Origin of the sequence: Acinetobacter sp. YH16051, from assembly GCF_013417135.1 — a bacterium.
Lineage (GTDB): Bacteria > Pseudomonadota > Gammaproteobacteria > Pseudomonadales > Moraxellaceae > Acinetobacter > Acinetobacter towneri.
The window spans coordinates 132,783-151,096 of the sequence record NZ_VPEN01000005.1 but is presented as its reverse complement, the minus strand read 5'-3'; the positions used below and the strand labels follow the sequence as shown (position 1 = coordinate 151,096).

Annotated in this window: 15 protein-coding genes; 10 read left to right on the top strand and 5 right to left on the bottom strand. The window is 42.8% G+C overall.

Translation table 11 applies throughout. From position 1 onward, the window contains the following. The first annotated feature begins 31 nt into the window (after window positions 1-31). The 3 genes from FTV41_RS06445 to FTV41_RS06435 all read left to right on the top strand — a co-directional run bounded on the left by FTV41_RS06445 (window position 32) and on the right by FTV41_RS06435 (window position 2,169). A complete protein-coding gene (locus FTV41_RS06445) occupies window positions 32-373 on the top strand; it encodes a zinc ribbon domain-containing protein YjdM (RefSeq protein ID WP_004972388.1) in 342 nt (113 codons plus the stop codon). Between the two features lie 240 nt (window positions 374-613). Then, window positions 614-955: a YegP family protein gene (locus tag FTV41_RS06440; RefSeq protein WP_004972386.1), complete on the top strand. Its 342-nt coding sequence runs from the start codon at window positions 614-616 to the stop codon at window positions 953-955. 146 nt (window positions 956-1,101) lie between these two features. Next, window positions 1,102-2,169 carry a DUF1176 domain-containing protein gene (locus FTV41_RS06435; protein ID WP_154321003.1) on the top strand — a complete coding sequence of 356 codons (1,068 nt, stop codon included), beginning with the start codon at window positions 1,102-1,104 and terminating at the stop codon, window positions 2,167-2,169. A 331-nt stretch (window positions 2,170-2,500) separates the two neighbouring features. Here the strand turns inward: FTV41_RS06435 and FTV41_RS06430 are convergent, their stop codons facing one another. Both FTV41_RS06430 and FTV41_RS06425 read right to left on the bottom strand, forming a co-directional pair. Then, window positions 2,501-3,436 (bottom strand): tRNA-dihydrouridine synthase, encoded by a 936-nt coding sequence (locus tag FTV41_RS06430; protein WP_026438289.1) that lies wholly within the window; start codon window positions 3,434-3,436, stop codon window positions 2,501-2,503. Between the two features lie 316 nt (window positions 3,437-3,752). Beyond that, complete coding sequence (locus FTV41_RS06425) at window positions 3,753-4,562, bottom strand: inner membrane protein YpjD (protein ID WP_004972376.1); 810 nt, start codon at window positions 4,560-4,562, stop codon at window positions 3,753-3,755. Between the two features lie 139 nt (window positions 4,563-4,701). Between FTV41_RS06425 and ffh the strand changes: the two genes are divergently transcribed. Next, window positions 4,702-6,111 (top strand): signal recognition particle protein, encoded by a 1,410-nt coding sequence (gene ffh, locus FTV41_RS06420; RefSeq protein ID WP_179996298.1) that lies wholly within the window; start codon window positions 4,702-4,704, stop codon window positions 6,109-6,111. 136 nt (window positions 6,112-6,247) lie between these two features. Here ffh and FTV41_RS06415 read toward each other — a convergent pair whose 3' ends face one another. Together FTV41_RS06415 and FTV41_RS06410 are read right to left on the bottom strand one after the other, a co-directional pair. Continuing rightward, the gene (locus tag FTV41_RS06415) at window positions 6,248-6,988 is read right to left on the bottom strand and encodes a type III pantothenate kinase (RefSeq protein WP_179996297.1); all 741 of its coding nucleotides are present in this window, start codon (window positions 6,986-6,988) and stop codon (window positions 6,248-6,250) included. Continuing rightward, a complete protein-coding gene (locus FTV41_RS06410; protein ID WP_004972369.1) occupies window positions 6,985-7,752 on the bottom strand; it encodes a biotin--[acetyl-CoA-carboxylase] ligase in 768 nt (255 codons plus the stop codon). Before FTV41_RS06410 ends, FTV41_RS06415 begins: the two co-directional genes overlap by 4 nt. 28 nt (window positions 7,753-7,780) lie before the next feature. Here FTV41_RS06410 and FTV41_RS06405 point away from each other — a divergent pair, with 28 nt between their 5' ends. The 5 genes from FTV41_RS06405 to ligA all read left to right on the top strand — a co-directional run bounded on the left by FTV41_RS06405 (window position 7,781) and on the right by ligA (window position 16,252). Continuing rightward, a complete protein-coding gene (locus FTV41_RS06405) occupies window positions 7,781-8,590 on the top strand; it encodes a sulfite exporter TauE/SafE family protein (protein ID WP_004972366.1) in 810 nt (269 codons plus the stop codon). Window positions 8,591-8,809: 219 nt separating this feature from the next. Then, on the top strand, window positions 8,810-9,505 hold the full coding sequence (locus FTV41_RS06400; protein WP_004972365.1) for a GntR family transcriptional regulator: 696 nt from the start codon (window positions 8,810-8,812) through the stop codon (window positions 9,503-9,505). 10 nt (window positions 9,506-9,515) lie between these two features. After that, window positions 9,516-12,980, top strand: coding sequence for a chromosome segregation protein SMC (gene smc, locus FTV41_RS06395; protein ID WP_179996296.1), 3,465 nt, complete (start codon window positions 9,516-9,518; stop codon window positions 12,978-12,980). 1 nt (window position 12,981) lies between these two features. Beyond that, window positions 12,982-14,031 (top strand): cell division protein ZipA C-terminal FtsZ-binding domain-containing protein, encoded by a 1,050-nt coding sequence (locus FTV41_RS06390; protein WP_178319270.1) that lies wholly within the window; start codon window positions 12,982-12,984, stop codon window positions 14,029-14,031. Between the two features lie 184 nt (window positions 14,032-14,215). Next, window positions 14,216-16,252, top strand: a complete 2,037-nt coding sequence (ligA, locus tag FTV41_RS06385; protein WP_004972359.1) for an NAD-dependent DNA ligase LigA — start codon at window positions 14,216-14,218, stop codon at window positions 16,250-16,252. An 86-nt stretch (window positions 16,253-16,338) separates the two neighbouring features. On the opposite strand, the gene FTV41_RS06380 is transcribed toward ligA, so the two are convergent. Beyond that, complete coding sequence (locus tag FTV41_RS06380) at window positions 16,339-17,400, bottom strand: aldehyde reductase (protein ID WP_179991161.1); 1,062 nt, start codon at window positions 17,398-17,400, stop codon at window positions 16,339-16,341. Window positions 17,401-17,724: 324 nt separating this feature from the next. Between FTV41_RS06380 and bfr the strand changes: the two genes are divergently transcribed. After that, window positions 17,725-18,189 carry a bacterioferritin gene (bfr, locus tag FTV41_RS06375; protein ID WP_004972356.1) on the top strand — a complete coding sequence of 155 codons (465 nt, stop codon included), beginning with the start codon at window positions 17,725-17,727 and terminating at the stop codon, window positions 18,187-18,189. Window positions 18,190-18,314: the final 125 nt, after the last annotated feature.

The following is an 18,314-nucleotide window of genomic DNA, read 5'->3' as shown; positions in this document are numbered from 1 at the left end:
AAATGCTATAATATAGTTTTTGAGGTTTTTTATGTCTTTGCCAAATTGCCCAAAATGCCAATCAGAATACACTTACCAAGATGGCGACCTACTGATTTGTCCTGAATGCTCACATGAGTGGAAAGAAGGGGAACAGCTAGAAGAAACTGCTGCTGTGATTAAAGATGCAAACGGCAACGTGTTGGCAGATGGCGACACGGTGACTGTGATTAAAGACCTGAAGATTAAAGGTTCTTCGGCTGCTGTAAAAGTGGGAACGAAAGTGAAAAATATTCGCTTAATTCCAGATGCAGCAGATGGTCATGACATTGATTGTAAGATTGATGGCATGGGGGCTATGAAATTAAAATCTGAATATGTGAAAAAAGCTTAAGTTTAAGCAGATTTCAACAGCGCAGGCGACTTGAGTTGCCTGCGCTTTTTTATGGAGTTTATAAAAGTATTTTAGTATTCAAATTGAGCAACAATAACTTTAAGAGTGTACAAAATTAATACTGTTTTCTTGTGCCTAAGTCCTTTATATTTTAAGTGAAAAGAATAATTTTTAGGCAGTTTAAAGCCTAGCATCATTCAACAACACACTTCACCACTCACAAGAAAACTGGGGGCAAGTATGTCAGGATGGTTTGAGATTTCACAAGCAAGCAATGGTCAGTACCGCTTTGTACTTAAAGCTGGGAATGGCGAAATTATCTTAACCAGTGAACAGTATAAGGCGAAAGCATCGGCAAAAAATGGCATCGCTTCGGTACAAAAGAACAGTCAGGATGATGGGCGTTATGATCGACTGACATCTAAGAATGATAAGCCGTATTTTAATTTAAAAGCTGCCAACCATCAGATTATTGGTACGAGTCAGCTCTATACTTCTGAACAATCACGTGACAAAGGAATTGAGTCAGTGAAAACCAATGGCGCAAGCACCACGGTCAAGGATTTAACACAGGAATCGTAATTTTTTACATTAAATCTTGATGTTCAATTGCATTAGAAAAGCATGCTCTGGCGTGCTTTTTTATTGAGCTGAGTAGGCAAGGTGCTAAATTTAGCTTTGATTGAGCCGTTGAATCACAGATGACAATTTCAGGAGTTGCGAAGATTATGAATTTCAAATGCAATCTAAAAATATTACTGGCGATCAGTGGTTTATTCGGTAGTGTTGGTATTTTTGCAGCACCGATCACTGCTGAAAAAACGATTGCTTCAAGCCAGCCGACTGCTTTGCAAGGACTGTATTTTCAGCATCAAGATTGGGAGTTGGCCTGTGATAATACAGGAACCTGCCGTGCCGCAGGCTACCAAAGCGATGATGATTTTGAACAACCGATCAGTATGTTATTGACCCGTCAAGCAGGTGCAAAGAGTGCTGTACAAGGGCAATTGCAAATTCAAGAAGATATTGCTCAAGCGACTTTATTTTTAAATGGACGCACTTTGCAACAATTAAACTTTCATGAAAGTATCGCCAATTTATCTGCTGCCAGTGTGCAAAAGCTGTTGGCGCAGGCGCGTCAGCATGTCGTGATCGAGTTAAAACATGGTCAACAACGCTGGAAATTGTCTGATGCAGGCATGAGTGCAGTGTTGCTAAAAATGGATGAATTTCAAAAACGTGTGGGTACAGACTCCGCAATATTGGCAAAAGGCAATCAAGCATCCACGCAGGTCTTAAAAGCGCAAGCGATGCCTAAAATTAACATTCTCATGCAGCCTCAACACCGAACCGCCAAAGCACAGGTGCTTACCGCGGCCAGTGCAGAAAAGTTATATCCAATTTTACAAAAAACCGTAGATCGTGAAGATTGTTATATGCTGTTTGAACCTGAACAAGCAGAACAGCAGATTCATACTTATCCCTTAAATCAAGATAGCGTGTTGGTTGAGGCAAGTTGTTGGCGAGGGGCTTATAATTGGGGTGTGGCTTATTGGGTTATGGATAAAAAACTGCAAAAGATACAGCAATTTGTAACTGATTCTGCTTCAGAATTTAGCAATGGACAGATTTTTGCCTATCAAAAAGGGCGTGGAATTGGCGATTGTTTCAGTCAAATTGAGTGGGCGTGGAATGGTCAGCAGTTTGTCAAAAGCTATCAATTCGATGCAGGACAATGCAAAGGTTTTGCAGGCAGTGCATGGGAAATGCCAAGCTTTGTCAGCAAGGTTGAATAGCCGATATTCACTAGGGGCTTTTGACATTTCATAAATGGCTTGCGCTGTAGGCTAAAACTGAGCAGATCAGGCATGAAACGCAAGTAATAGCGAGACTATTGCTAAGTTTCATAACACAATCTGAGAAAGTTTTAGCCACAGCCTTTCAGGGCGAGCATATTTTTTGCTGCTATTGCGTTATGTGCCAGTCATTTAGAATGACTAAATTTCCTGTCCCATGCCTTATATCAGCTAAAAAATATGCATCGCCGCAAACATAGACGAATTGTCAGCAGACCCTAATAAAAGCTGAAATTTTTTAGATGAAGCTTGAGTTTGATGGATTCAATGTTTAAGTCGTGTGCGCGACTAATTTTTCAATGATTTCATCCAGCTTTTTCAGACGCTTGATTTCATCCCACAAAGCTTTGGCTTCGGGATAATGTTTCGACATCATGCCGAGCCATTGTTTATAACGTCCCAGCATCCCAATTTCTGTTTTGGCAGGGCCGTGAATAAAGCGAATTTGTAGTTGCAGCAAATCTTGCCAACTCAGCAAAGGCAGGTCTGAATTTTGACGAATACATTGGGTCAAATCTGGGGTGGTGACCGCACCACGACCAATCATCAAATCTTCACAGCCCGATTCTAACTGGCATTGTTTGGCATCGGCATTGTTCCAAATTTCACCATTGGCGATGACGTTAATCTTCAAGGCTTCACGAATAGGACGTAGCTGATCCCAAAATGCGGGAGGCGTATAGCCATCGGCTTTGGTACGTGCATGTACTGTAACCCATGCTGCGCCTGCATCTTCAATGGCGTGCGCATTTTCTAGCATGAAGTTCCGATCCATATAGCCTAGACGCATTTTGGCGGAAACTGGAATATGAGCAGGAACGGCATCGCGAACCGCTTTAACCAGTTCATATACTACTTCGGGTTCATCGAGTAAAACTGAACCGCCACGATGCCGATTGACTGTTTTGGCAGGGCAGCCAAAGTTCATATCAATTGCAGGTGCACCCATAGCCGCAACTTTGGCTGCATTGGCGGCTAACATTTCAGGATTATTCCCCAAAAACTGAACATGCACAGGCGTACCTGCCGCAGTTTTGCCATTGGTGAGTAGTTCTGGGCAATAGGTGTGGTAGATATGGTCTGGCAAAATGCTGTCTGTGACCCGAATAAACTCTGTTACACACCAGTCAAAACTGCCTACAGACGTGATTACATCACGCATGATGGGGTCGGTTAAGCCTTCCATGGGTGCAAGAATCAGTTTCACAAGATGCTGCCAGTTCAAACAAAAGTGGAGTTATACGTTTTTTTCTGTGGGTTGTCTAGGAAAAGGGTTTTGAATTGAAGTGGTTGTAGCTAAGGTTCTGGTATTTAAGCTGTTTTATTTGACACAGTGATCTGTATCTCAAGTTTTATCTAGTCCATGCAGTTGATGTGCATCCTAGACTAGATCTTTTAATTGAGTTCTTACATCGTTAGAAATCATTTAAATGATTGGCTTAATTTAAACAGCCCATTCCCCCTCGACTATGCAATTAAATAATTGATCATCCTACACTTTGAATGAGCAAAATAAAAACACCTTACTTACTCAAAATCATTTCCAACACAAATTTAGAACCAATAAAACCGAGCGCCAATAAAAAGAAGCCAATAATGGTAAAGCGAATCGCTTTTTGTCCACGCCAGCCAAACTTATAACGCCCAAGTAACAACGACCCATAGACAAACCAAGAAATAATACTAAAGGCAGTTTTATGTGCTAAATGCTGTGCAAAGAAATGTTCTACCGTAAAGAAACCAAAACCTAGTGCGACTGTGAGTAAGGCAAAACCTGCAATCAACATATCAAACAGCAAAGATTCCATATCTTGCAAAGACGGCAGCAAATTTACCCAAACCCGACGTTTTTGTTTGTTTTTCAGTTCGCGGTTTTGAAACCACATGAGCACGGCATGAATGGTCGCCATCAACAATACGGCATAAGCAGACAGCGATAAAATAATATGAATATCTAAACCAATCGAGTTTTGGTTAATAAATAAATTATGTTGGCTGAATGAAAAACCTGCAATTAAACCCACTGCTGCTACAGGAATACCAATCAAATTTAGCGCAATTACAGGTCGGTAACTGCTGAACAGCAAGCTCAATAACAACATTAAACCCGCAGTAAATGACATTAGGTTAAACACGTTGTAGTTGACACCCATCGGCGTCCACATATCGTTATACAACACGGCAGCATGCAGCAATAAGCCCAAACTGAGCAGAGAACGAATAAACCAGTGATTTGGCGCACGTTTAGACATTAAATGTGAAAATAAATACCAAAAAGAACTGGTATAAGCGATTAATGCTAAAATCGTATAAACCAAGGGGAGACTGATCATGTCAAACCTTTTTCAGGATGATGAATATTCATTTATATAAATTCGATGCGAACTACAGTATCCTATAGCATCTTGTGCATAAATTTTCTATTTTAAAGAAACATTTTTTTGCTAATGGCTATTTTAAGCGGAATTTGCAATGTTTGATACCTTAACAGAACGACTCACGCAGAGTTTAAGAAATGTTACTGGCTCAGGGCAGCTAACCGAAGACAATATTAAAGATACGTTACGTGAAGTACGTATGGCACTTCTTGAAGCCGATGTGGCGTTACCTGTAACTCGTGAATTCATCGCGAAAGTTAAGGAAGAGGCATTGGGTCAGGAAGTGATGACTCAGTTATCCCCTGGTCAGGCGTTCGTCAAAATTGTCTATGACGAACTCACAAAAATGATGGGCGAGGCCAATGAAAGCCTTGACATTGCTGCCAAGCCACCGGTTGTGGTGTTATTGGCAGGTTTGCAGGGTGCGGGTAAAACCACCACTGCAGCAAAATTGGCACGTTTCTTACAAGAACGTCAAAAGAAAAAAGTGGCGATGGTGTCTGCCGACGTTTACCGTCCTGCGGCAATTAAACAGCTACAAACGGTTGCAGGCGAAGTTGGCGCAATTTTCTTTGACTCAAATGCCAATGAAAACCCTGTCGATATTGCCAACCGTGCCATCGAACAGGCAAAAATTCAGTTTGCTGATGTGTTAATTGTCGATACTGCAGGTCGTTTGCACGTCGATGATGACATGATGGATGAAATCAAGGCATTACATTCAGCGATTAAACCGACTGAAACCTTGTTCGTGGTCGATGCCATGACGGGTCAGGATGCGGCAAATACAGCCAAAGCCTTTAATGATGCCTTGCCATTAACAGGTGTAATCCTTACTAAAACTGATGGTGATGCGCGCGGTGGTGCAGCACTTTCAGTTCGTGCGATTACGGGTAAACCAATTAAATTCTTGGGGATGGGTGAAAAACTCGATGCCCTAGAGCCATTCCACCCAGAACGTGTTGCACAACGTATTTTGGGCATGGGTGACGTGCTGTCTTTGGTCGAAGAAGTTGAACGTAAAATCGACAAAGAAAAAGCCGAAAAAATGGCGAAAAAACTGCAAAAAGGCGGCAGCTTCAACTTTGAAGATATGCTGATGCAGTTTGAACAAATGAATAAAATGGGCGGCATGATGGGCTTCTTAGACAAGTTGCCTGGCATGAGCAACTCAGGTATTCAAGATGCAATTGCGCAAGCCAATCCTGAAAAGCAAGTGAAAAAGATGGAAGCGATTATCCAGTCGATGACCATCAAAGAGCGTCGTAACCCAGACCTGATGAATCCAAGCCGTAAAAAACGTATTGCTGCGGGTTGTGGTATGGATGTGTCAGAAGTGAATAAGTTGATCAAGCAACATGCACAAATGGCAAAAATGATGAAAAAATTTGCCAATCCATCGGGCATGGCAAAAATGATGCGTTCACTGGGCGGTTTACAAAAGCAATTCAGTGGCGGCGGTATGGGCCCATTGTTTGGTGGCAACGACCCAACCAAGAAATAATTGTTAAAAACATCTTAGAATCAAAGTGTTAAAAAAGAAGGCGCATAAAAATGCGCCTGCTTTTTTGTTGTTCTTTATTCGTAGATGACAGCTACACCGAAAGATTTATCAGCGTAGATGGAGCAATGTTTGGTTTTTAGTGCACTTCATGGGTTGCATATTGAATATAACGCTGCAAACCTTTGAGCAATAAATCTTGCTCGACTTGCGGTTGATATTGCTGCAAGAATTTGGCAAACAGCGGTGCATCGCCACCCGTTAAAATCAGTTTACGTGGTGACTGTCGAATTACATGCTCAATGGTGCTGAGCAAGCCGAGTAAAATACCATGATGAACAGCATCAATGGTGCTGCGTCCTGGGGTGAGTTCATCAAATGCAGCATCGGGAATTTTAATGCCTTTGGTGTTTTGAATCAGTGCATCACGTTGCAAATATAAGTTCGGTAAAATATAGCCGCCTAAATGCGTCAGTCCATCCGCCAAATCAATAGTCAGCGCCGTACCACAACTAATGACACAATAATTTTCTTGTGGGTCATTTGCCACGGCAAGCACTTGCAACCAGCGGTCTATCCCCAATTGTTGAATATCATATTCACAATGCAAACCTGCATAATCTGCATGCACTTTGGCATAAATCACAGGCACATTCAGGGTTTTTAAAACCAAGTGAATGCGTTGATTATTCTTCTGATCTTGTACCGATGACACGCCTACTTTATGCACATTCAGACTTTTAAAGTGTTGAATCAAACCCAGCAACAAATCGGCAGGAGATTGCAAATGCAATTCTGCTTCATGTTCGATGATGCGGTCTTGTTCTGTGACCCAATATTTCAGGCGGGTGTTACCAATATCTAGCCATAAATTTTTCATGAAGATGACTCGGCATGATCGATAGGGCGTAAACGTCCCTGATAAAAAACTTCAAGCCCTTGTGCCGTTTCAATTTGCACTGCGCCATCATCCTGAATGCCTAAAAAAGTACCCTGACAAGTACCTTTAAAATGTTCAAATTCAACTTGTTGTTGCATAAATGCGGCATGATGATTGAAGCGAGATGCCAAATTATAGCAATCGTGATTAAACCAGTCGCAGGCTTGTTGAATGGCAAGATAAAGCTCTGCGATCAGGCGCACACGATCAATAGATACCAAACCCAGTTCGGTTAAAGATGTGGTTTTTTGATCAATAACTGCTGAGCTGACAGGTGCAAGATTAAGCCCAACCCCAACAATGACTTGCTGTGCAGAAATTGGCTCAATTAAGATGCCGCCCCATTTGCCTTGCGGGCTGTATAAGTCATTTGGCCATTTTACTTGTAGATTCAGCGCCTGTAGACTCGGCATTTGCAAGATATTTAACGCAATTTCTAAAGCCAAACGCCCATTTACAGGTGTTCGTAAATTTAGCAATGTGCTTAAATAGATGTTCCCTTCGGGTGATACCCATTGCCGTTGACGTTGTCCTCGACCATGCGTTTGTCTGGTACTGCATACCAAGACACTCTGCACACCTTTTTGTGCAATTTCCCGTACATCATCATTGGTGGAAGTGGTAATCGGCTTCAGGATGAGTACTTCTGGAAGCTGTCCTGCTTCTGTGAGTTGTTGTTGCAGTTGTCGGGTTTCTACATCCATACGAATTTACAAATAGTGGAATATATTTATGGAGTTAATCATATATTTATTGATTGGTGCAATTGCTGGATTTGCAGCAGGGCTGTTTGGCGTGGGCGGCGGCTTAATTATTGTGCCAATTTTATATATTGTGTTCACTCAACTCAATTATGACCCATCGGTGTTAATGCACATGGCGGTGGGGACATCATTGGCAACCATTATTGTAACTTCGATCAGCTCAGTTACGGCACACCATAAAAAAGGTGCGGTGATGTGGCCTGTATTTCGTAATCTTGCGCCTGGTTTAATTGTGGGTGCATTTGTTGGTGCAGGTATTGCCGATTTCCTTTCGGGGCAAGGCTTACAATTATTAATTGGCGGTTTTGCACTGTGGGTGGCTTTTAAGATGTTTAGAGGCGCAAATATTGCGGTTGATCCTTCACATCATTTGCCTTCAACTGCAAAGCAAGTCATGGCGGGCGGTGGGATTGGCATTGCCTCTGCAATTTTTGGGATTGGCGGTGGCAGTTTAACAGTGCCGTACTTAAACCGTTACGGCGTGGTCATGCAAAAAGCGGTAGCAACCTCAGCCGCTTGTGGTTTGCCAATTGCGGTGGCGGGCGCATTAGGCTTTATGTGGTTTGGTAAGCAAGCCGAAGTTGCAGTACCCAATACCATTGGTTATATCCACATTTATGCATTTATAGGCATTAGTGTGATGAGCTTTATTACTGCCAAAGTTGGTGCGAAAGTGGCACATTTGTTATCGCCAGCGATGTTGAAAAAATGTTTTGCCTGCTTGTTGACCACCGTTGGCTGTTATTTTGTATATCAGGGTATGCGAGTATTTTTCTAAGTTGAGTCGCTATTTTCTTTGTTTTAAGCCATGTAAAATTGGCTCTAGCGCCATGAAATTGTCGGACAATGTCATGGCGTTGTGATCTGTTTCGCAGTAAAAAGAAAGATGCTTGTATCGGAGCTATGCTTGCAGTCGAAGGATGATCCTGAGATGTCTTAAATGAGAGTAGCTCCGAATTTTCATCACTGCATCTTATAAAAACAAGATAGGAACAGTATGCAACAACAAGAATCAGAAAGTTTATCGGAACAAATTGCCCGACACATCGCAGAACAGATTATTAGCGGTGATTTGGTTGAAGGTGAGCGTATTCAGGAATTGCGCATCGCCAAAGAACTGGACGTGAGTCGTGGTTCGGTACGTGAAGCGCTGTTGTTATTGCAACGTACTCATCTGATTGAAATTTTTCCACGTCGTGGTGCAATTGTGTCGGAAATGTCGGCACAGCAAGTCCGAGCTTTGTTTGACAGCAGCAGTTTGTTATTGGGTTATATTGTGCAGCGTATTGCGGACACGTGGCGAATGCATGAAGCCGAAGCCTTACAACAACTTTTGCTGCAACTGGCAGAGCAATGTCGCTTGGGCAATACTGAAAAGTTTTATGATTTAATTTTTCAATATCTGGCACGGCAGCCTGATATGGTGGGAAATTTATATTTAATGAAGTTCTATCAAGAGTTATTGCCATCGTTAAGACGCAGTTACTTTTTGACCTTAAATACTTCGCGTCGGGAGTTACAAGAATCTTTTGAATTATTTAAACTGGTGAGTGATGCAATTTTAAGCAGAAAATCACAACAAGCCACTTTATTTATGGAAGATTTTTGCCGACACTTGCGCAACTTGGTGTTGGAATCTCTGACCCGTATGAAACAGATCGAGCTTGCATGGGCAAGACGTTCACGCCGTTAATTGGGACATTATGCGTTTAAGCAGTTTAAAACTTTCTGGCTTCAAATCTTTTGCCGACAGTACGACCTTACATTTTAAAGCCAACCGTACCGCTGTGGTGGGGCCGAATGGTTGTGGTAAATCCAATGTGATTGACGCCATTCGTTGGGTGATGGGCGAATCTAGTGCGCGCCAGTTGCGTGGCGGCAGTATGCAGGATGTAATTTTCACAGGAACTGCCAAACGCAAACCTGTAGGTGTAGCCAGTGTGGAACTGCGTTTTGACAATACCTATGGCAAATTGGGCGGTGCTTATAACGCCTATAATGAACTGTCGGTACGTCGGCAGGTCAACCGTGATGGTAAGTCTGAATATTTTTTAAATGGAACCAAGTGTCGTCGTCGTGACATCACCGATATTTTTCTGGGTACAGGTTTAGGCCCGCGTTCTTATGCAATTATTGAACAGGGCATGATTAATCGTTTGGTTGATGCTAAACCTGAAGAAATGCGGGTGTTTATTGAAGAAGCGGCAGGCGTGTCACGTTATCAGGCGCGTCGTCGTGAAACCATGCTGCATTTGGATCACACCACGCAGAACTTGGCGCGTTTGGAAGATATTGCTTCAGAACTAAAATCGCAATTAAAAACCTTAAAACGTCAGTCAGAAACAGCAATTCAATACAAAGCGCTTGAGAGCGAAATTCGCACCATTAAAGTCGAAGTGTTGTCTTTTCAGTGTGAACAAAGTGCACGTTTACAGCAAGAATATACCCTGAGTATGAATGAGTTAGGGGAAAGTTTTAAATTGGTGCGCTCTGAGCTGACCACTTTGGAACATGACTTAACTGCGACCAGTGAGTTGTTTCAGCGTTTGATTCAGCAATCGACACCGCTACAGCAAGAATGGCAACAGGCAGAAAAGAAACTGGCTGAACTGAAAATGACTTTGGAACAAAAACAAAGTTTGTTTCAGCAAAATACCGCGACTTTATCGCAGCTTGAACAACAAAAAGCACAAACCAAAGAGCGTTTGCAGTTGATTGAATTGCAGCTAGAGAGTTTGGTCGATCAGCAAGAAAACCAACAGGCAAATCTACAGCAGCAAGATCATTTGGCGCAGCAGCAGAGCCAGCAATTTCAGGATTTAAAAGCACAGCAACAAACCCAAGCTGCACAATATGCCCAAGTCAAAGCGCAAGTAGAACAGCAACAACAAAAGCATGTGCACATGCAGGCGCAAAGTGAGCAGTTAGCCAAAAATATCAGCCGTATTGAACAGCAAAAACAAACCCTGACACAGCAGTTTGCACAAATTCAGCCGCAAGATCAGCAAGAGGGAATGCAACAACTGCAAGACGAAAAGACCCGCTTGCAGGCTGAAATGCTAACACTAGAACAGAATATTCAAGACAGCACTCAGCAACTCGCCACGTTGCAGACCAACTATAATGAGCACAAAGCACAGTGTGCGACCTTAAAATCTGAGATTCAGATTTTGCAGTCAGAACAGAAAAACCTCAATCAATTGCTCATTAAGCAAAGTCCAAAAGCCCAAACCGATGTGGTGCAGTTGATGCAAGTATTACAACTTGCAGATGTGGCGAAACCACATGCCAATTTAATTGAAAAGTTCTTGGCTAAATGGTTATCTGCGCAGGTGGTAGAAGCAGATATTGAATTTCAGGACAGCCGCGCACGTCAGCTAAAAATTCATTTGGCTGTAGATTCAAAAACATCAAAAATACAGCTTTCGGGGTGTGAGTCGCTCAGTGACTGGATTGCTTCACCGCAAAGTAGCTTGTGGCAAAGTGTCGCAATTACAGAAAGTTTATCGCAGGCTTTGGCATTGCAAGTGCAATTACAAGCAGGGCAGTCTATCCTTAGTTTAGATGGTTATCATGTGGGAGCAGACTGGGTAATCGGGCTGTTTTATGATGAAGCGGCACAGGCAGGGCAAGGGGCATTAAGCCATCGGATTCGCTTGGATGAAATTGAACAGGCGTTGGCGTTGCAACTGCCACAATATGAGCAAGCAGAACAGCAACTGCCTGAATTGCAGCAACAGGTAAAACAGTTGCAGCAGCAATTGCAGCAACAACAGCAACAGCTCAAACAGCAACAGCAAGCCTTGCAAACGCTAGATGTGCAAATGGCGAAAGCCGAAAGTGCGGCACAGGCTTTTGCAGTACAGCAACAGCAATTACAGCATCAATTGGCACAATTAGATGAGCAGCTTGAAGAAGATGCCATGCAAAAAGATGATCTGGAAATTGATTTGCATGCTTTGGCTTTTAAACTTGAGCAAGCCTTACCGCAGTATAAAATCTTGCAATTTCAGGTCGAGCAGCTGAATGAGCAGCTGGATAGTTCACAGCAACAGTTTCAGCAGCAGCAACAAGAAGTGGATCTGTTACGTCGTCAAGCGGTACAAACTCAGCAGCAAATTGAACTGTTAGAAAAAGATGCCACTTTCTTAAAAGCACAATATCAACAAATTGTGGCGCAAATGGAACAAGCCAAAAAGTTTGTCGATCCTGTTCAGTTGGAATTGCCTGACTTGGAAACTCAGTTTTCAGAGCAGCAGCAGCAGACTGAAAAGCTGCAAAAAACTTGGCAGGAATGGCAAGTGGAATTGAACAGTGTGCAGTCCAAACAGCAGCAACTGACCGAGCAACGGCAGCAGCAACAGCAGCAAGATGAACAATTACGTGCCAAACTCGAAGAAAAGCGCTTGGCATGGCAATCGGCAAAGTCGGACTATCAGCATTATTCTGAACAGTTAAAAGATTTAAACAGCGAGATCATCACAGGTTTGCAGATTGATGTCGCTGCGCATCAACAAAAACTGGCGAAAGCGCAGCAACAGTTTGATAAATTGGGTGCGGTCAATTTGGCGGCTTCGGAAGAATATGAAGAAGTATCTGCCCGTTTTGCAGAATTAAGCCATCAAATTGAAGACTTGGAAAATACCGTTTCGCAGTTACAGGCGGCAATGAAAAGTATTGATCAGGAAACTCGTAAACTGTTTATGAATACTTTTGATCAGGTGAATACCGAATTGCAGGAGTTGTTTCCTAAAGTCTTTAATGGCGGTGAAGCGAGTCTGAGCTTGGAAGATGACTGGCAATCTGGGGTGAAATTGATGGCGCGTCCACCAGGTAAGCGCAACAGTTCTTTGGCCTTACTTTCAGGGGGTGAAAAAGCACTGACAGCTTTGGCTTTGGTTTTTGCAATCTTCCGTTTAAACCCAGCGCCATTTTGCGTACTCGATGAAGTTGATGCACCGTTAGATGATGCTAACGTGGGGCGCTTTTGTAATTTAGTAAAAGAACTTTCTGAACAAGTGCAATTCATTTACATTACACATAATAAACTTGCTATGACGATGGCAACCGACCTCTTAGGTGTTACCATGCCTGAACCGGGAACCTCAAAATTAGTAACCGTAAATTTAGAAGAAGCCGCAGAATACGGCCTAGTCGCGGAGGCATAATATGGAAATCACCACAATCGTTGGAATTGTCATCGCTATTGTGATCATGGCGTTTGGTTTGAAAATGATTCTAAAAAAACCTGTAGATTCAGCGCCATCCTTAGATTCGGAACTGCAATTTAATGCAGAAAGCCAAAAACCGATTATTCCACGCCATGTACGTGACCAATTGCAAAGCGACGCTACGCCACCGCGTGTGGAGCCGACTTTAACGGTAGATGAAGTTACGCAAGATGCGCCTGCCAAGTCTGAACCACAGGCTTTAACGGATGATGTCGTGGCTTCTTCAAGCACAGAAACTGACAAAGTTGAACCGAGTTTGCAGGCAAATACAGAAAATTCTGAGCTTGATCCATCCACAACGATATCGAAGTCTGAAGTTGCACAAGACACGCCAAGCCCGACAGCGACAACTTCAGAATATTCATTATCGGATGAAATTCAGCAAGTGATTGTAGAAACTGAACCGAATGCGCAGACTGTCGAGCAAAACAAAGCTTCGACTGAATACAGCCTGAATCAACACATTGAAACTGCTGAAATTTCAGAATTTAATGAAGAAAGCAGCATTTTAGATTCGCATTTGCATGAACAAAAAATCATGGATGAAGAAAGTGCCTTGGCAACCGCTGAATCTTTTATCGCGCTGAATGTCTTCCCTGAACGTCGCATACTTTCGGGCGATAAAGCCTTAAAAGTCTTGATGAAATATGGTTTACGTTTCGGTGAAATGTCATGTTTCCATCGCTATAACGAAGATGGCACTAAATTATTATTTTCAGTTTTACAAATTAATGATGAAGGCGCAGATGGTTTTGATTTAGAAACTTTATCGAGCGAACAAGTTAAAGGTTTAGCGTTCTTCCTCGCTTTGCCGCACAGCGATGTGCAAAATGCCTTTGATACCATGGTCAGCATTTCAGGACTGATTGCACGTGAAATTGATGGAACGGTCTATGACCAAAACCATTTAGAGTTTACTCCACAATTACGTGAACACTGGCGTCATCAGGCGATAGATTATCGTGCTGGTCAGGCAAGTCATGCCTAGAATTGCGATCTCGTACTGGGTATAAGCTACGTCAAGTGTTTGGCAATTGAACTGAGTGCAGTAGGATAAATTGCAACTTTGCAGCCGCATTTTTATAATGTGCGCAGCAATACAAGCTGTAGCATGCGCTACATAGAAAAAATTGAAGGGCGGAACAAGACCGCCCTTTTTTATGGTGGAAAATATGTCTGTAGATTTAACCGTCGTGGCGCAAATGCGTCAATTGATTCAACTGCTTGCCAAGCACAATCATGCCTATTATGTGATGGATCAACCGACAATTGCAGACAGTGAATATGATCAGCTTTTCCATCAACTAAAAGCGTTGGAACAACAGTATCCAGATTTAGTTCAACCCGATACACCGACCAATAAAGTCGGTGGCACACCTTTGGCAAAGTTCACCACGGTTACACATGCTGTGCCAATGTTGTCTTTAGGCAATGTGTTTAATCAGGAAGAATTATTTGCCTTTGCAAGACGTGTCGAAGAGCGTTTGCCCAACCAAAATATTGAATACGATGTCGAACTCAAATTTGATGGTTTGGCGATTTCACTTTGGTATGAACATGGTGTTTTAGTGCGTGGTGTGACCCGTGGTGATGGGGAAACAGGGGAAGACATTACCCACAACGTCAAAACTATCCGCAATTTACCGAAAGTTTTGAGTGCGACAGAAACGGCTATTCCTGAATTTTTGGAAGTGCGTGGTGAAGTGTTGATGCCAAAACTTGGTTTTGAAAAACTCAATGCGGCCAATACAGCCAAAGGTGAAAAAACCTTTGCCAATCCACGCAATGCAGCAGCAGGCAGTTTGCGTCAGTTAGACCCGAATATTGCGGCTTCACGTCCTTTAGCATTCTATGCTTATGGCATTGCGCAATGTGTGCCGCCTCATGGACAAAGCACCATGTCCGACAGTTTGGCATGGTTGGGGCAGTTTGGTTTTGAAATTGGCGAACGTCATTTTGTCTGCAAGAGCATTCAAGATGTTCAGGCGGCCTATGAGCAAATTAACCTTGAGCGTCCGAATTTAAGCGTTGAAATTGATGGCATGGTGGTCAAGGTCAATGACTTGAAACAGCAACAGCAATTGGGCTTTTTAAGTCGTGAGCCGCGCTGGGCGACTGCCTATAAATTCCCTGCAGTTGCCGCTTTAACCACCATTGAAAATATTGATTGGCAAGTGGGGCGCACAGGTACGTTGACGCCTGTGGCACGTTTAAACCCCGTTGCGGTAGGTGGTGTGACGGTATCCAATGTTACTTTGCATAATATTGGTGAAATTCACCGTTTGGATGTGCGTTTAGGCGATACGGTCAGTGTTTACCGTAGTGGTGATGTGATTCCCAAAGTTGAAAAAGTCTGGCCTGAATTTCGCCTTGCCGATGCGCAAGAAGTGCATTTACCTGAACAATGCCCTGTGTGTGATTCGCCTGTGGTGATGCCTGAAGGTGAGGCTTTGGCGCGTTGTTCAGGCGGTTTGTATTGTGCGGCACAGCGTATTGAAGCGATTCGTCATTTTGTGTCACGTAAAGCCATGGATATTGAAGGTTTGGGTGATCGTTGGGTGGAGTCATTACTGCATCTGAACTTGCTACAAAATGTGGCTGATATTTATCATTTACACGAACACCGCGACACTTTGCTCGGCATTGAAAAAATGGGTGAGAAGTCGGTTCAAAACTTGATTGACTCGATTGAAAACAGCAAAAAAACTACTTTGGCTGCGTTTATTTATGCCTTGGGAATTCGTGGTGTGGGCGAAACCACCGCGCGGATGCTTGCCAATACTTTTCAGACTTTAGAGGCTTTGCGTGAAGCTGATTTAGAAGCGTTAAAGAAAACTCCAGATGTGGGAGATATTACGGCAGAATGGATTTTGGACTTTTTCCAAGCGCCGCATAATTTAGAAGTGTTGGATCGTTTATTAGCTGCAGGCATTCATTGGGATGCTCCGATTGCACCGACACGTCAGCCTTTGAATGGTGAAAGTTGGGTGATTACAGGGACGTTGAGCCAAATGGGACGCGATGAAGCGACTCAGTTGTTGCAGGCTTTGGGTGCACGGGTGAGTGGCAGCGTTTCGGGGAAAACCAAATGTGTCGTGGCGGGTGAGAAAGCAGGCTCGAAGCTGGAAAAAGCTGAGAAGTTGGGTGTGCAAGTCATGAATGAAGCTGAGTTTATTCAGCTGATGCAGGAATATGGTGTGCTTGAATAAGCATCATCCTACATTTTATCCACTAATAGGTACAAAGGCACTTCAGCGATGAAGTGCCTTGGTTTTTACTGAGAGAAGTCGAAGGTTTAACGTTTCTTCACAATGCCATCATCAATGAGTTGCTGAAAATGTTCGACTAGACTGGTTTCAATATTGCGGTAGTGCATACCCAATTCACGCTGACTTTTTTCCGCATTAAAATAAATTGGGTAGCCCATATTCAGTTCCACAAATTTACGGGAAAAACCAAGTAGAGGGCCAAAGGCTTTAAAGGCAAATTTAGGTAACTGATTGCGTGGGAAAGGGTATTTACGTCCAAAGTACTGCGCTAAAATTTTGCCCATTTCCAATAAGCTGAGTGTGCCACCGCTAATAATATAGCGACCTTCAGCAGCAGGGTTGAATGCGGCCTGAATGTGAGCATCGGCAACATCACGCACATCGACAATGCCATTCCACATAGCAGGGACACCTGCCAAGGTCATACCGTTGGCAAACTGCAATAACACTTCCACGCTGCCCGATTGGGTGTTTTTGGTCAACGATGGGCCAAGCACCAAAGCAGGGTTGATACAGACCAAATCCCAGCGGTTTTGTGCCTTTGCCATTTCCCAAGCTTTGCGTTCGGCTGCCACTTTTGAATAAGGATAAGGCTGATGCTCAGGGCTGCTGCTAGTATTCCAGTGACTTTCATCAAAGCGATTATTGGCCGTATTTAAAATATCAATCGCATCGCCATAGGTTGCAGCAATACTTGAAGTCACCACTACACGCTTTACCGATGCAGTACGATTAACGCTGTTTAATACATTTTCGGTGCCTATGACGGCAGGTTCAATAATGTCTTTAACTGCATCTTTATAATTGGTGACCACAAAAGGCGAGGCCATGTGCAGCACGATTTCACAACCTTGCATGGCGGCATCAAAAGCACCTTCTTCAAGTAAGTTGGCTTGGAATAATTGTAAGTTGCCTGTGCTTTTTGCCGCGATATCAGTCAGATGTTGAAAACTGTGGGTTTTATTCAGATCACGCACCGTCGCGTGTACGGTATGTCCTTGTTCAAGCAGGTTTTTAATGACCCAACTGGCAATATAGCCTGTTGCGCCTGTGACTAAAATGGGTGCAGATGTATTTAGATTTGTCATTATTTTAAGAAAGTGATGGAACTCGTGACTATCATAAAGCAGCTGGGTTTTAAAATCCGCTTTTTAGGCGTTTTTTACGATACTTGAGCGTCAAAGTATGGTTTCTTTCAATATTTACAAAATGATGCAAAATCATTGTATTGTCATTTTTAAAGCTAAGTTTTGCCAAGCAGTTGTTTTATATATGGGAATTTTTAAGTTATATTGCAAATGCGTATGTTTCTCATTTTAATTTTATAAAAATCATGGGTTTACAATAATTAACTTTTGCAATTTTGCCTGAATGTGTCCATAATGACTGGATTAAGAAAGGGAGTACAGCAAATGCGTGGCAATCCAGAAGTCGTAGACTATTTAAATATGTTGATTGGTGGCGAACTGGCTGCTCGCGATCAATACCTGATTCATTCGCGTATGTATGAAGATTGGGGTTTAAGCAAAATTTTTGAGCGCATTGACCATGAAATGCAGGAAGAAGCGCAGCATGCCGATGCTTTAATTCGTCGTGTATTGTTCCTTGAAGGCACTCCAAATATGCAGCGCGATGACATCGACGTGGGTGAAGATGTGGTGTCTTGCTTAAAAGCCGATTTAAAACTGGAATACGAAGTACGTGAAAAATTGGCGCAAGGCGTAAAATTGTGTGAAGAAAAAGGCGATTATGTCAGCCGTGATATGTTGCGTCAGCAAATGACCGACACAGAAGAAGATCATACGTACTGGTTGGAAAAACAATTACGTTTAATTGAATTGATTGGTTTACAAAACTACATTCAATCGCAAATGTAATCTGATCAAAGCAAAATAGACCAAAACCCGATTTATGATAAGTCGGGTTTTTTTATAGATCGGTTTTTATAGATTGGCTTTTTTATATCAATTGGTTTTTTTAAGGATGTATCTTGGTGCTTTGC